11 protein-coding genes are annotated in these 13,978 nt (G+C 66.5%); all 11 read left to right on the top strand.

Translation table 11 applies throughout. The features are described 5' to 3' along the window. The first annotated feature begins 7 nt into the window (after positions 1-7). The gene (locus tag FBZ93_RS18795; RefSeq protein WP_146987359.1) at positions 8-883 is read left to right on the top strand and encodes a 5-oxoprolinase subunit B family protein; all 876 of its coding nucleotides are present in this window, start codon (positions 8-10) and stop codon (positions 881-883) included. Continuing rightward, the gene (locus FBZ93_RS18800; RefSeq protein WP_146987360.1) at positions 873-1,850 is read left to right on the top strand and encodes a biotin-dependent carboxyltransferase family protein; all 978 of its coding nucleotides are present in this window, start codon (positions 873-875) and stop codon (positions 1,848-1,850) included. Before FBZ93_RS18795 ends, FBZ93_RS18800 begins: the two co-directional genes overlap by 11 nt. A 175-nt stretch (positions 1,851-2,025) precedes the next feature. Further along, positions 2,026-2,991, top strand: coding sequence for a LysR family transcriptional regulator (locus FBZ93_RS18805; RefSeq protein ID WP_146987361.1), 966 nt, complete (start codon positions 2,026-2,028; stop codon positions 2,989-2,991). A 107-nt stretch (positions 2,992-3,098) separates the two neighbouring features. After that, the gene (locus tag FBZ93_RS18810; RefSeq protein WP_167529095.1) at positions 3,099-4,058 is read left to right on the top strand and encodes a helix-turn-helix domain-containing protein; all 960 of its coding nucleotides are present in this window, start codon (positions 3,099-3,101) and stop codon (positions 4,056-4,058) included. Between the two features lie 191 nt (positions 4,059-4,249). After that, complete coding sequence (locus tag FBZ93_RS18815; RefSeq protein ID WP_167529096.1) at positions 4,250-6,274, top strand: hydantoinase/oxoprolinase family protein; 2,025 nt, start codon at positions 4,250-4,252, stop codon at positions 6,272-6,274. Positions 6,275-6,277: 3 nt separating this feature from the next. Then, entirely contained in the window at positions 6,278-8,239 is a 1,962-nt protein-coding gene (locus FBZ93_RS18820) for a hydantoinase B/oxoprolinase family protein (RefSeq protein ID WP_146987363.1), read from the top strand. 104 nt (positions 8,240-8,343) lie between these two features. After that, positions 8,344-9,450 carry a TMAO reductase system periplasmic protein TorT gene (torT, locus tag FBZ93_RS18825; RefSeq protein WP_146987364.1) on the top strand — a complete coding sequence of 369 codons (1,107 nt, stop codon included), beginning with the start codon at positions 8,344-8,346 and terminating at the stop codon, positions 9,448-9,450. Positions 9,451-9,524: 74 nt separating this feature from the next. Beyond that, complete coding sequence (locus FBZ93_RS18830) at positions 9,525-11,063, top strand: sugar ABC transporter ATP-binding protein (protein WP_146987365.1); 1,539 nt, start codon at positions 9,525-9,527, stop codon at positions 11,061-11,063. Continuing rightward, entirely contained in the window at positions 11,060-12,076 is a 1,017-nt protein-coding gene (locus FBZ93_RS18835; protein ID WP_146987366.1) for an ABC transporter permease, read from the top strand. Before FBZ93_RS18830 ends, FBZ93_RS18835 begins: the two co-directional genes overlap by 4 nt. Next, positions 12,069-13,082: an ABC transporter permease gene (locus FBZ93_RS18840; protein WP_146987367.1), complete on the top strand. Its 1,014-nt coding sequence runs from the start codon at positions 12,069-12,071 to the stop codon at positions 13,080-13,082. Before FBZ93_RS18835 ends, FBZ93_RS18840 begins: the two co-directional genes overlap by 8 nt. Then, positions 13,079-13,972, top strand: coding sequence for an FAD binding domain-containing protein (locus FBZ93_RS18845; RefSeq protein ID WP_246667547.1), 894 nt, complete (start codon positions 13,079-13,081; stop codon positions 13,970-13,972). The genes FBZ93_RS18840 and FBZ93_RS18845 overlap by 4 nt, the downstream gene beginning before the upstream one ends. Positions 13,973-13,978: the final 6 nt, after the last annotated feature.

Here is a 13,978-nt window from a genome sequence, read left to right on the forward strand (position 1 = left end):
GCTAGTGATGCAAACCCGATTTTCCTTCGGCGGCGACGAGCACATCTTCGCCGAGGTCGGCGAGGCGATGTCGCTCGAGGCCTTTTTCAAGAGCCTCTTCATCACCAACGCGGTGCGCGACGCGAAGATCAGGGGCGTCACCGAGATCTGTCCGGCAAACGCGTCCTATCAGGTCAAGTTCGATCCCGACCAGATCAAGCCGGACGATCTCCTCACCGAGCTGAAGCGGCTGGATTCCGCGTCGGAGAAATCCGAACCGGTGATCAAGACGCGGATCATCGAGATCCCCGTGCTCTACAACGATCCCTGGACGCACGAGACGCTGATGCGCTTCCGCGAGCGGCATCAAGACCCAAACGGAACCGATCTCGAATATGCCGCGCGCATCAACGGCCTCGACAGCGTCGACGCCTTCATCAAGGCGCATTCCAGCGCGCCCTGGTTCGTCTCGATGGTCGGCTTCGTTGCCGGCCTGCCGTTCCTCTACCAGATGGTCGAGCGCAAGCGGCAGCTTCAGGCGCCGAAATATCTGCGCCCGCGCACCGACACGCCGAAGCTCACCGTCGGACATGGCGGCTGTTTCAGCTGCATCTACTCGGTGCGCGGCGCCGGCGGCTATCAGATGTTCGGCATCACGCCGATGCCGATCTACGATCCCAACCAGAACATCAGCTATCTGCGCGACTTCATGTGTCTGTTCAGGCCGGGCGACATCGTGAAGTGGAAGCCGATCGACCGGGCGGCCTATGATGCAGCGGTCGCCGACGTCGACGCCGGCCGGTTTGCGCCGGTGATCCGCGACGTCTCGTTCTCGCTGACCGAGTTCAACCGCGACGTTGATGCCTACAACGCCAAGCTCGATGGAGTCCTCCATGGCCGTTAAGGTTTTGAAGCCGGGTCTTGCGACCACTGTCCAGGATCTCGGACGTCCGGGCTATTATCACATCGGCATCCCGCTCTCCGGCGGCATGGACCGTCACGCGCTCGCGGCCGCCAATCTGCTGGTCGGCAACGAGGCAGGCGCAGCCGTGCTCGAAGCCGTGTTCATGGGACCCGAGCTCGAATTCACCGAGGACGCCATCGTCGCGGTCACCGGTGCGGAGCTGCCGCCGAAGCTCGACCGCGAGCCGCGCGAAACCTGGACCAGCTTCAGGGTGAAGCGCGGCCAGATCCTCTCCTTCGACTTCCTCAAGCAGGGTGCGCGCGGCTACATCGCGGTCGCCGGCGGCATCGACGTGCCCGTCGTTCTCGGCTCGCGCTCGACCTACGCGCTCGGCGCGCTCGGCGGTTTCAAGGGCCGCAAGCTCGAGGCCGGCGACGAATTGCCCATCGGCCATGCCGCCGCGGCAGCCAAGGATGGACGCAGCGTCGCCAGGGAATTGCGCGGGCAACCGGCGGGAATGCCGACCGAGCTGCGCGCGATGCCCGGGCTCTACTGGCACCGCATCACCGAGGCGGCCGGCGACGGCTTCTTCTCCGACACCTGGAAGGTCGCGCCGGAGGCGGACCGGATCGGCTACCGCTTCAAAGGCGGCAAACCGCTCGAATTCGTTCCACGCGAACCGCCGTTCGGCGCCGGCTCCGACCCGTCCAACATCACCGATGCCTGCTATCCCTACGGCTCGATCCAGGTTCCCGGCGGCACCGAACCGATCGTGCTGCATCGTGATGCAGTCTCCGGCGGCGGCTACTTCATGGTTGGGACCATCATCGCCGCGGACATGGACCTGATCGGCCAGCTGCAGCCCAACACACCGGTGAAGTTCGTCAAGGTCGACATGAATCAGGCGCTTGCGGCTCGCAAGAGCCGGTCGGAACTGCTCGGCAAGCTGCACAGCGCCCTGGCGTGATCGCCGCCGGGCCGCCCTATCCGTCAGCGAGTCCCCGGCCGGCACCACCGGTCAGGGGATCGTGCCTGAGGTCGGCTTCACCGCGAGAGCTGCGCCCGTCGGCACGAGAGTTGCAGCGCATGCGGCCGGGCTGAGAAACACCGCTCATGAGTTAGGCAACATCGGAACAACCGCGATGTCCGTTTCTCTGAAACAGATCCGTTACTTCGTCGCCGCCGCCGAGACCGGGCGCATCAGCCAGGCGGCGATCGACCTCAACGTCTCGCAATCCGCAGTCACTGCGGCCATTCAGCAGCTCGAAGCGACCGTCTGCGCCCGCCTGCTGGAACGCGCGCCGAACGGCGTCACCGTCACGATGGAGGGCAGCCGCTTCCTGTCCCAGGGCCGCCAGATCCTCGCCGCCGTTGCCGAGGCGGTGCGGAACACGCAGATGTCGGCGGGACCGCTGTTCGGGACGATCCGCATCGGCGTCACCTACACCGTGTCGGGCTACTTCCTGCCGCGCCACCAGAAACGCTTCCAGGCAAGCTTTCCCGGCATCACGATCGAGCTGTTCGAGGCGCCGCGCGACGTGCTGGAACGTGCGCTCGTCGACGGCGCGCTCGATCTCGCTGTGATGCTGGTGTCGAACCTGCGCAACAACGCCATGCTGACGAGCGAGACGCTGCTGCGATCGCCGCGCCGCTTGTGGCTTGCGCCCGAGCATCCGCTGACCCGCGCCGAGCGGGTCCATCTCGCCGACATCGCAACCTATCCCTACGTCATGCTCACCGTCGACGAGGCCAAGCACACCTCGATGCGCTACTGGAGCAATGCCTCGCTCGAGCCGAACACGATCTTCCGCACCTCCTCGGTCGAGGCCGTGCGCTCGATGGTCGCAGGCGGCATGGGGATCGCCATTCTCTCCGACCTGATCTACCGGCCCTGGTCGCTGGAGGGACAGCGGATCGAGACCCGCGTCATCGAGGACGAGGTGCCCAGCATGGATATCGGCCTGGCCTGGCGGCGCGACACCAGGCCATCGGAAGCAGCGATGGCGTTCCACGATTTCATGCGCTTCGCGGTTGCAGGCGTCGGGCCGGGGCGGCCCCCCGTCAGCATGGATCAGCGGCACCAGGCTGAGGAGGCGATCGAAATCTAGAATATCTGTTTCCGTTTTATTCGACTTGACGCCGTCCGGCAGTCCTCGCCAAACTTTGGCCTGGGGACACGACGACCGGAGGCACAGCCGGCGGCGGGGAGTGAGACATGCAAGTCACCTACACGACCATCGACATCCCGTTGCAGAGCCGCCGCCAGTACTGGCAGGAGGTCGTCTCGAAGACCTATTACTCGCTCGACCTGCGCTTCCCGAGCACGCGCGAGTTCGATGCGCGCCTCGGCGCCTGGTCGATGGGTCCGCTCTCGGTCTCGCGAAACATCGCCAATGGCCTGCTGTACAAGCGCCATGAGCGGCACCTCCTGAGCGAGCGGGAGGAATCCTTCCTGATCACGGTGCCCGAGCTTGCGGAAATCCGCTTCGAGCAGGACGGCAAGGTCGTGCACTGCCGTCCCGGCGCATTCCTGATCGAGCGCAGCCATCTGCCCTACGAATTCAGCCATCAGGATCCAACGGCGCTGTGGTGCCTGAAGATCCCGAGCGCGGTGCTGCGCGGCCGCATTTCGCGGCCCGAACGCCTCGCCACCCTGCAATTCGACGCCAGCCGCAGCGTCGGCGCGCTGTTCGTCGACACGCTGCGGCTCTCCGGTGAGCGGATCGAGGAAATGGACGAGACGGCGCGCACGCTGATGGGCAAGCACCTGATCGAGCTGCTCGCAATGGCCATCGAATCCGACGACCGCGTGCTGACCGGCCACTCGTCCTCGGTACGTAACGGCCACCTGCTGCGCTGCGAGCAGTTCATCCGTGCCCGCCTCGACGACATGCGGCTCACCCCGCAGATGATCGCCGACGGCTGCGGCATCTCGCTGCGCTATCTGCACCAGATCTTCGAAGGCGAGGGGCTGACCGTCTGCGCCTATATCCGCAACCAGCGGCTGGCGATGTGCGATGCCCTGCTGCGCGATGCGGGCTGCCGCAAGAGCATCTCGGAAATCGCCTATCAATGGGGCTTTGCCGACCAGGCGCAATTCAGCCGCAACTATCGCGGCCGGTTCGGCTGCACCCCGAGCGAAGCGCGCGCCACCTCTCGCGCCGCCAACGCCTGACGACACCACGACCGCATCGGCCTGATCGTTTCCTGGGCAGCCGTCTTTGGCAGCCCGCCGCCGTCCGCGGCACGCACCCCCCGCCATACGGTTCGCTCTCTCGCACAAATCTTCCTGCGCTCAGCGTCAAGAAGGCGGGCCGCCGCTCTGCCTAAGATCGGCGAAACGCTTGTTCGAAAGGAAGACGCATGGTGCAGGACCTTCGTGTGGCTGTCGATGTTGGGGGCACGTTCACCGACATCTGCATTATGGACGAGACGACCGGTCTCATCCGCATCGAGAAGACCTCCTCCACGCGCGATCCGATCGAAGGGATCATGGGCGGCGTGTCCAAAGCCGGGATCGATCTGTCCAGGGTGGCGCTGTTCTCGCACGGCACGACGGTTGCCACCAACGCGCTGATCACGCGCCGCCTGCCCCGCACCGCCGTGGTGACGACCAAGGGGTTCCGCGACGTCATCGAAATCCGGCGCGCCAACAAGGAGGACCTCTGGGACACCTACAAGGACGTCGTGCGACCCTACGTGCCGCGGCGCGATCGCCTGACCGTGCCCGAGCGCGTCGATGCCGGCGGCAAGGTGATCGAACCGCTCGACGTCGAAGCCGCGCGCGAGGTGGCCCGCATCCTCAAGCGCCGCGGCGTCGCCGCCGTCGCGATCTGTTTCATGAACGCCTATCTCAACGGCGCCAATGAGCGCGCCATGCGCGACATCCTGCTGGCCGAAATGCCCGACATTCCGGTGTCGATCTCCTCGCAGGTGCTTCCCGAGATCTTCGAGCATGAGCGCTTCTCGACGACGGTCGCCAATGCCGTCGTGAGCCCGGTCGTCGTCAACTACACGAGCCGGCTCGGCGATCGCCTCGCCCACGAGGGCTACACCCGCGATCTCTTGTTGCTGCACACCGGCGGCGGGGTGATGACGCCGGCGAGCGTCAAGGATTTCGCGGCCCGCCTCGCCGGCTCCGGGATCGCCGCCGGCGCCATCGCCAGCCGCTATATCGCCGGCCTCTGCGGCTTTCCCAATTCGATCGGCCTCGACATGGGCGGCACGTCCACCGACGTGTCGCTCGCCTATGAGGGCCACTCGCGCGTCACCAAGGACTGGCACATCGAATTCGGCTATCCGATCCGCTTCGCCTCGATCGAGGTGCTCACGATCGGCGCCGGCGGCGGCTCGCTGGCCTGGACCGACCCGGCCGGCTCCCTGCGCAACGGCCCGCAATCGGCCGGCGCCCACCCGGGACCGGCCTGCTACGGCAACGGCAACACCCAGCCGACCAACACCGACGCCAACGCGACGCTGGGCCGGCTCGGCACCGACCTTGCCGGCGGCAAGGTGAAGCTCGACCCCGAGCTGGCGCGGCAGGCCGTCGAGAGCGGCGTCGCCAAGCCGTTCGGCCTCGGCCTGCATGAGGCGGCGGACGCGATCGTCAAGGTCGCCAACGCCAACATGTCGGACGCGGTGCGGCTGATCTCGATCAGCCGCGGCTACGATCCGCGCGACTTCGCGCTGGTGGCGTTCGGCGGCGCCGGCGCGCTGCATGGCGTCGACGTCGCGCGCGAGCTGTCGATTCCGGTCGTGATCGTGCCGCCGAATCCCGGCGTGACCTCCGCGCTCGGATGCCTGCTCGTCGACATGCAGCACGATTTCTCGCAGAGCTGCATGGTCGACGCGGCCGACGCCGACGCTGCCGAAATCGAGGCACAGTTCGCCGAACTCGAGAAGGCCGCGCTCGCGCGTCTCACCCATGAGGGCGTCGCGCAGAACGACATCGTGCTGCAGCGCTCGATCGACATGATGTATCGCGGCCAGTGGCGTTCACTTGCTGTGAATGCGCCGCAGCCGATCGGCGCGATCGCCGACCTGGTGCAGAGCTTCCACGCCGAGCACCAGCGCGAATACAATTTCCGCCGCGACAGTGCACCGGTCAGCTTCTTCCGCCTCAACCTGAAGGCGGTCGGTGTGGTTCCCAAGGCCGAATTTGCCGTTCACGCGCCGACCGGTGTTAGCCCCGCGCCGGTTGGCCACCGCAGGGTCTGGTTCGAAGGCAGCGGGCTCGATACGCCCGTCTATCAGCGCGACGACCTGCCCTGCGGCTTCTCCTTTCAAGGCCCCGCGATCATCGAGCAGCTCGATGCCACGACCGTCGTGCCGCCCGGCGCCGGCGCCGAGGTCGACAAATATCTCAACATCATCATTCGCGTGAAGGAGTGAACCATGGCCACGGCCCTCCCGCTCGATCCCGTGACCTTCGAGGTCCTGAAGAACTCCTTCATCACCAGCGTCGACCAGATGGGCGAGCAGGTCTTAAGGACCTGCTACTCCTTCGTGATCTACAACCGCGACTTCTCGAGCGCGCTGCATGACGCCAACGGCGAATGCGCCGCGCAAGGCAACCAGGATATCGCGGTCCACGTCGGCACGCTGCATTTCACCTGCAAGGACGTGATGCGCCATTTCGAGGGCGACATGCATGAAGGCGACGTCTTTGCGATCAACGATCCCTATGCCGGCGGCACGCACTTTTCCGACGTGCGGCTGATCCGCCCGATCTTTGCCGACGGCAAGATCATCGCCTTCAGCCAGTCCAACGGACACTGGTCGGACGTCGGCGGCAGCGTGCCGGGATCGTTCGACGTCGCCGCCCGCGAGATGTTCCGCGAGGGCCTGCGCATCACGCCGGTCCGCCTGTTCGACAAGAACGGCCTGCGCAAGGACGTTGCGCATCTGATCGCCTCCAACACCCGCGACCCGGCCTCGATCATCGGCGACATTCAGGCGCAGGCCGAAGCCACCGCCGTGTGCGAACGCGAGATCCTGCGCCTGGTCGGCAAATACGGCCGCGACACCGTCGAGACCGGGCTTGCCGCGGTCCAGGACTATGTCGAGCGCTCGGCGCGCCAGCGCATCGCGGCGCTGCCCGACGGCGAATGGGAAACCGTCGACTTCATCGACCGCGATCCGGCCGGCGGCGAAGGCATGATCCCGATCCGCATCAAGATGACGATCAAGGGCGACCGCGCGATCTACGACTTCACCGGCAGCCATCCGACCATCGGCTCGATCTACAACTCGGCGTTCGGCGCCACCTTCTCGGCGGTTGCGGCCGGCATGAAGACCTTCTTCCCCGATCTGCCGCTCAATTCCGGCTTCTATCGCTGCTTCGAGATCATCGCCCCCGAAGGCTCGATCGTCGATGCCAAATGGCCGATCGCGGTGACCGGCTTCCTGATGCCGTTCGAGAAGATCATGAATTCGATCTACGAAATGTGGTCGAAGCTGATGCCGGAGCGCGCGCTCGCCTGCGCCTTCAACCTCGAATATCTGCTCACCGGCGGGCTCGACGCCCGCAGCGCCGACAAGCCGATCTTCATGTTCTACGACTGGCTGCCCGGCGGCTGGGGGGGACGCAACGGCAAGGACGGCAGCAATGTCACCACCGCCTGCTTCGGCACCGGGCTGATGTCGCAGCCGGTCGAGGGCCAGGAGCGCGCCAACCCGATCCTGACCACCGAATGCGAGATCCTCACGGACTCGCCCGGCCCCGGCAAATGGCGCGGCGGCGCGGGCGTGGTGAAGACGTCGCGGATGCTGCAGGCCGAGAAGACAGTGATCTCCTATATCTGCGACCGCGAGCGCGCCATCGTGTGGGGCATCGAGGGCGGCCTGCCGTCGATGCCGCACGGCCTGACCTTGAGGCGCGCCGGCAGCGCGGCCGAGGAGCGGCTCGGTTCGATCTTCTCGGACGTTCCGATCGGCGAAGGCGACGTATTTTCGCGCCCGACCGCCGGCGGCGGCGGGTTCGGTGATCCGCTGGAACGCGATCCGAACCTCGTGATCGAGGACATCAAGGACGACTATGTCTCGGTCGAGCGCGCCGCCAAGGACTATGGCGTCGTGGTGCACACGATCGATGCCGAGCTCTGCAACTACGAGGTCGACAAGGTCGCGACCGCCGCGCTCCGCGCCAGGATCCGCTCCGAGCGCGTCGCCAATGTCCGGCTCGATCCGGAGACGGTGGCGCAGCGCTATCGCAGCGGAGAGCTCAACGCGTTCGACGTGATCCGCAAGCACGCCGTGATCCTCGACTGGGGCACCGGCGCGCTGCTTGCCGAATCCACCCGCCAGTTCCGCGAAGCGTTCGAGCGGCGCTCGGTCGCGATGTGGCAAGCCGGCTGACCGTCATCGACAGCCGCGCCGCCGGCAGACGGCGCGGCCCATCCACCAGAAGAGGACGAGAAGCCGCCGCCCTGCACTTTCATTCAAACCATGAGGATTGCGCTATGACGATCTCGACGTGCCTTTCTTCCAACCGGCTGTGGCCGATCCGCTCCGTGCTCGGCATTGCCGCCGCCCTCGCTCTTGCCAGCGCCGCCACGCCGGCGGCGGCGGGGACCGAGACGCCGTGGTTTCCAATGAAGGTCTACGACGCGTCATCCGGCGCGCCGAAGCCTGCGGACTACACGCCGCTTCCGAAGGCCGAGAAGCCCTACAAGCTCTGCGTGCTGTTTCCGCACATGAAGGACAGTTTCTGGGTCGCCGTTGCCTACGGCATCGTGAAGCAGGCGGAGGCGATGAACGTCAACATGAACCTCTACGAGGCCGGCGGCTATGAGAACCTCCCCAAGCAGCTGTCGCAGTTCGATGACTGCATGGCAAGCGGACCGGATGCGATCATCGTCGGTGCCATCTCCGGCGCGGGCCTCAGCAAGAAGTTCGAGGAGGCAAAGGCAAAGGGCGTGCCGGTGGTCGGCGTCACCAATCCGCTGCCGCCGAACGCGCTGCCCGCGGCCAACTATGTCGACTTCGTCGCGATGGGCGAGGTCACCGGCGCCGGTCTGCTGGCGCAGGCCAAGCCCGCCGACAAGCTCAACATCGTCACGTTCCCCGGCCCGGCCGGCTCGGGCTGGGCTGAGTCGTTCAACGAGGGCTTCAAGAAGGCGATCGCCAAGAATCCGAACGCCAAGATTCTCGCTGAGAAATTCGGCGACTCCGGCGTCGCCGTGCAGCTTCAGCTGATCCAGGACGCGCTGCAGGCCTATCCCGCCATGAACGTGATCTGGGGCACCGCCCCCACCGCCGAAGCGGCCATCGGCGCCGTTGCCGAGGCCGGCCGAAGCGACCTGAAGATCGTGTCGTCCTACGAGAACCAGGCCATGCTCGACGCGCTGAACCGCGGCGACATCCTCGCCTTCGCAACCCAATATCCCGTCGGCGAAGGCGCGATCGCGATCGACCAGGCGGTGCGTCTCATCGAGAAGAAGCCCGTCATGAGCCTCGTCCAACCGGTGGCCACCGTCATCGACAAGACCACCGTGCCGAAATTGCAGATGGATCTCGTGTTGGCGCCTGCAAGCTGGACGCCGGTCTATTCGGTCAAGGCCAAGTAGGCATGGCAAGTAGGCCGAACGGTCGGGGCGGGAGCGAGGCTCCCGCCCGCTTGCTCACGGCCACGGAGACGCGGATGAACGTCGAGATCGATTCGAAGCCGGCCACGCCCCTGCTTCAGTTGCGCGGGATCTCGAAGCGATTCACCGGCGTCCGGGCGCTCGATCGCATCGATCTCGATGTCCGTGCCGGCGAACTTCACGTCCTGTTCGGCGAGAACGGCGCCGGCAAGTCGACGCTGATCAATGTCGTCTCGGGTACGTTTCCACCCGACGAAGGCACCTTTCATTTCGGCGGCGAGGAGATCCACCACCTGACGCCGCAGCGCGCGCGCGAGATCGGCATCAGCCCGGTGTTTCAGGAGTTCTCGCTGATCCCGAGCCTCACAGTGGAAGAGAACCTGTTCCTTGGCCGCGAGGTCACGCGCGGCGGCGTGCTGCATTCGCGCGAGATGCGCAAGCGCGCCAGCGCGCTGATCGACGAGCTCGGCTTCGATCTCGATCCCGCGCAGCGGATCGACGACCTGTCCCGTGCCCATCAGCAGATGGCCGAGATCGCCAAGGCCCTGCTCGGCCGCGTCCGCCTTCTGATCCTGGATGAGCCGACCGCTTCGTTGACCGAGCGCGAGACGGGACGGCTGTTCGAGCTGATCGCGCGCCTGAAGAGCCAGAATGTCGGGCTGATCTACGTCTCGCATCGCATGCGCGAAATCCGCGCGCTGGCCGACCGCGTGACCGTGCTGCGCGACGGCCGTCACATCCGGACCCTCGACGCCGCCACGTCGACGGACGGCGAGCTGGTGGAATTGATGACCGGCCGCACCATTGACCTGCTGTTCCCGACCATCACCCACCAGCCGGACAAAGTGATGGTCGAGGTCGAGAACCTGACGCTCGCCGACGGCAGCGTGAGAGACGTCAACTTCCATGCCCGATCAGGCGAGATCACCGGCATCGCGGGCCTCGTCGGCTGCGGCAAGTCGGAGCTGATCCGCGCGATCTACGGCATCGAGCGCACGTCATCGGGCGTGATCCGGATCGATGATGCGCCTTACGAATTTCCAACCCCGAGGCACAGCTTGAAGCGGGGCGTCGCCTACTTCCCCGCCAACCGGATCGCCGAAGGGCTCGCGCTGTCCCGTCCGATCCGCGAGAACGCGTCGATGACCGGGCTCGACCTGCCCGCCTTCGCCCGCTTCGGCGTATTGCGGCAGGCCGCCGAACGCGTGACGATCGCGGGCATCATGGAGCAGCTGCAGCTCAGGCCGCCGAACATCGAACGCAGCGCCGGCGCCCTGTCGGGCGGCAACCGCCAGAAGGTGATGCTGGGACGCGCGCTGACGCGCGAGCTGACCGTGTTCCTGTTCGACGAGCCGAGCGTCGGCATTGATGTCGGCGCCAAGCTCGAGGTCTACGAGTTCATGAAGCGCCTCGTCGAGACCGGCGCCGCCGTGATCGTGGTGTCTTCCGAACTGCCCGAGGTGCTGGCGCTATCGAACCGGCTCTACGTCATGCATCAGGGCCGCATCGCCGCCGAGTTGACCGGCGCCGAGAGGACCGAACAGAATGTGCTTTCGAGCTTCTTCCGCGAGCATCTCACCGCGGAGGTTGCATGAACACGGCCCTGGTCGCCGCAGCGCCGCGGCACGCGATCAGCCTGCGGTCGATCGCAGGCCGGATCGGGCTGCTGCCAGCTCTGCTTGTGCTGCTCGTGGCCGGCATGTCGGCGGTCGATGCGCAGTTCTATGGCCTCATCAACGTCCTCAACATCCTGCGCAACGCCTCGCTGCTGGCAATCGTCGCCTGCGGCCAGGCACTGGTCATCATCGCGGGCGGCTTCGATCTCTCGGTCGGTGCGGTGGTCGCGCTTGCCAGCGTCGTCACCGCAAAAGCCATGGCTGCGACCGCCGCCGCGTTTCCCGGCAACAACGCCCTGATCATTGCAAGCGGTGTCGCGGCCGGGCTCGGATCCGGGGCCGTGGTCGGGCTCGTCAACGGCTTCTGTGTGGCAAGGCTCAAGGTCTCCGGCTTCGTGGTGACGCTGGGCACGATGTCCGCCACCGCCGGTGTTGGCCTCATGATCACCAACGGCATCCCGGTTTACGGGATGCCCGAGATCTTCGTGAAGGGCTTCGGCCGCGCCCAGGCGCTCGGTCTGCCGACCGCCGCCCACATCGCCCTGATCGTGATCCTGGTGATGGTGTTTGCACAGCGGCGCACGCTGTTCGGCCGTTACGTCTACGCGATCGGCGGCAATGTCGATGCGGCGGTGGTGTCGGGCGTGACCATCCAGCGTCATATCGTCGGCACCTACGTCGTATCGAGCGTCCTTGCGGCATTGACCGGCATTCTGCTGACCGCGCAGGTCGGCTCCGGCCAGGCCAGCTTCGGCGGCGACCGGATGATGCTGCAATCGATCGCCGCCGCCGTGATCGGCGGCGTCAGCCTGCGCGGCGGCGTCGGGCGCATCGAGATCGTCGCCATCAGCGCACTGTTCCTGACCATCCTCGGCAACGCGCTCAACCTCCTGCACGTCGACTCGCGGCTTCAGCCGGTCTTCCTCGGCGTCATCATGGTCGCAGCCGTGGCGCTCGACGAACTCAGCCGACGGAGCAAGCCACGTGTCTGACCTCGAATTGACCGTTGCCGCCAAGGACACCGACCGTCCGAAGCTCGCGCTGAGCCACCGGCTCTGGAGCGCCGTGCTGCCGGTCGCGCTGGCGCTGCTGCTGCTCGGCTTCGCCGCCGTCGACCATGGCGTGCTGTCGCCGGCCAACCTGCTCAACATCGCACAGCAGACCAGCTATCTGGCGCTGTTCGCGATGGCGCAGACCGTGGTCATCCTGACCCGCGGCTTCGACCTCGCGCTTGGCCCGACGGTGTCGATGGTCAGCGTCGGCAGCGCGCTGGCGATGGCCGGTGCGACGGCCTCGGGCCATGGCACGGTCGCCGTGCTGCTTGCCGGGCTCAGCGCCGGCTTCGCCCTCGGTATCGCGTGCGGCCTGTTCAACGGCGTGGTCGTCGCGCTGTTCGGGGTCAATCCGTTCGTCGCGACCCTCGGCAGCTACAATATCGCGATCGGGATCGCGACCACGCTTTCGTCCGGACGGCCGGTGCAGGGCGTGCCGGCGCCGTTCTCACAGATCTTCTACAGCGGCAGCATCTTCGGCTTGCCGGCGGCGATTGCGATCACCGTCGCAGTCGGCCTCGGACTGCATTTGCTGTTGGCCCGCACCGTGTTCGGCCGCTCGCTCTATCTGATCGGCACCAACCCGCGCGCCGCGGCGGTCGCCGGCCTGCCGGTGAAACGCATTCTGGTCGCGACCTATGTGCTGTGCTCGGGGCTTGCCGCGCTGGGCGCAATCATGATGACGGCGCGGACCGGATCGGGTGAACCGAACCTCGGCGGCGCGCTCTCGCTGCAGGCGATTGCCGGCGCCGTGGTCGGCGGAACGAGCCTCGCCGGCGGGCGCGGCGGCGTCGGCACCGCGGTGCTCGGCGCCCTGTTCATCACCATTCTCTCCAACGGCATGAACCTCACCCGGATCGACGGATACGTGCAGATGGTCGTGCTCGGCGCGATCGTCATCATCGGCGTGCTGCTGGATCGGCTGCGGCAGGAGCGGAGCGCATGATGTCAGGCACACCGATCCAGAACATCCCGGTCGCGGCGCGCGTTACGCCGGCCTCGATCTACGTCGCGCCCTCGCTCGCCGCAGCACGCGATGCGCTGAGCGAATATGGCGCCGCCGGTGCTCCCCTGGCCGGCGGCACATGGATCATGCGATCGCCGATCCGTCACGAGCCGCTCAAGACTCACTATGTCGCGATCGGAAGGATCGCCGAGCTCTCGGCAATCCGGATCAGCGGCAACGCAGTCGAGATCGGCGCGGCCGTCACGCACGCGGCGCTTGCGGCGGCGTTGGCCGACCTTCCAGAATTTGCCGGCCTCGTCGCGGCCGCCGGACGCTCCGCCAACCCGGCGATCCGCGCGATGGCGACAATCGGCGGCAATCTGTCGACGTCAGACTTCGCCGCGGCGGATTGCGTGCCGGCGCTGCTCTGTCTCGATGCCGATGTCGAGATCGCGGACCGCAACGGTCGCGAGCGCATCAGCCTGGCGCATTTCCTCGAGGTCCGATCAAAGCTCGCAGCCGGCCGCATCGTGACGCGGATCATCGTGCCGCGGGCGGAATGCAGGACGGCGCATATCCGCCTGCCGCTGCGCAGGTCCGGCGACTATCCGGTCGCCATCGTCAGCCTTTCGGTCAGCGTCGATGCGGCGAACCGCGTCCGGGTGGCGCGAATCGCGGTCGGGTCGGTCGAACCGAGCGCGCGCCGCTGGCCGCCGCTTGAAGACGCACTTCTTGGACGTCCGCTCGACGCCGCGGAAGCTGCACGGATTGCGGCCGAACTCACCGGCGAATTCATCGGCCGCGACAGCGTCGATGCACCGGCCTGGTATCGTGTCAGCGTGCTACCCGGCCTCGTCCGCCGTGCAGTGATCGCTGCACGTGGCTCATGAAAGCGC

Origin of the sequence: Bradyrhizobium macuxiense, assembly GCF_007993935.1 — a bacterium.
GTDB lineage: Bacteria > Pseudomonadota > Alphaproteobacteria > Rhizobiales > Xanthobacteraceae > Bradyrhizobium > Bradyrhizobium macuxiense_A.

Bases quoted from the DNA above. Each gene is read 5' to 3' on its own strand.
- FBZ93_RS18795 (WP_146987359.1), top strand. From the start codon at position 8: ATGCAAACCCGATTTTCCTTCGGCGGCGACGAGCACATCTTCGCCGAG.
- FBZ93_RS18800 (WP_146987360.1), top strand. From the start codon at position 873: ATGGCCGTTAAGGTTTTGAAGCCGGGTCTTGCGACCACTGTCCAGGAT.
- FBZ93_RS18805 (WP_146987361.1), top strand. From the start codon at position 2,026: ATGTCCGTTTCTCTGAAACAGATCCGTTACTTCGTCGCCGCCGCCGAG.
- FBZ93_RS18810 (WP_167529095.1), top strand. From the start codon at position 3,099: ATGCAAGTCACCTACACGACCATCGACATCCCGTTGCAGAGCCGCCGC.
- FBZ93_RS18820 (WP_146987363.1), top strand. From the start codon at position 6,278: ATGGCCACGGCCCTCCCGCTCGATCCCGTGACCTTCGAGGTCCTGAAG.
- torT (WP_146987364.1), top strand. From the start codon at position 8,344: ATGACGATCTCGACGTGCCTTTCTTCCAACCGGCTGTGGCCGATCCGC.
- FBZ93_RS18830 (WP_146987365.1), top strand. From the start codon at position 9,525: ATGAACGTCGAGATCGATTCGAAGCCGGCCACGCCCCTGCTTCAGTTG.
- FBZ93_RS18835 (WP_146987366.1), top strand. From the start codon at position 11,060: ATGAACACGGCCCTGGTCGCCGCAGCGCCGCGGCACGCGATCAGCCTG.
- FBZ93_RS18845 (WP_246667547.1), top strand. From the start codon at position 13,079: ATGATGTCAGGCACACCGATCCAGAACATCCCGGTCGCGGCGCGCGTT.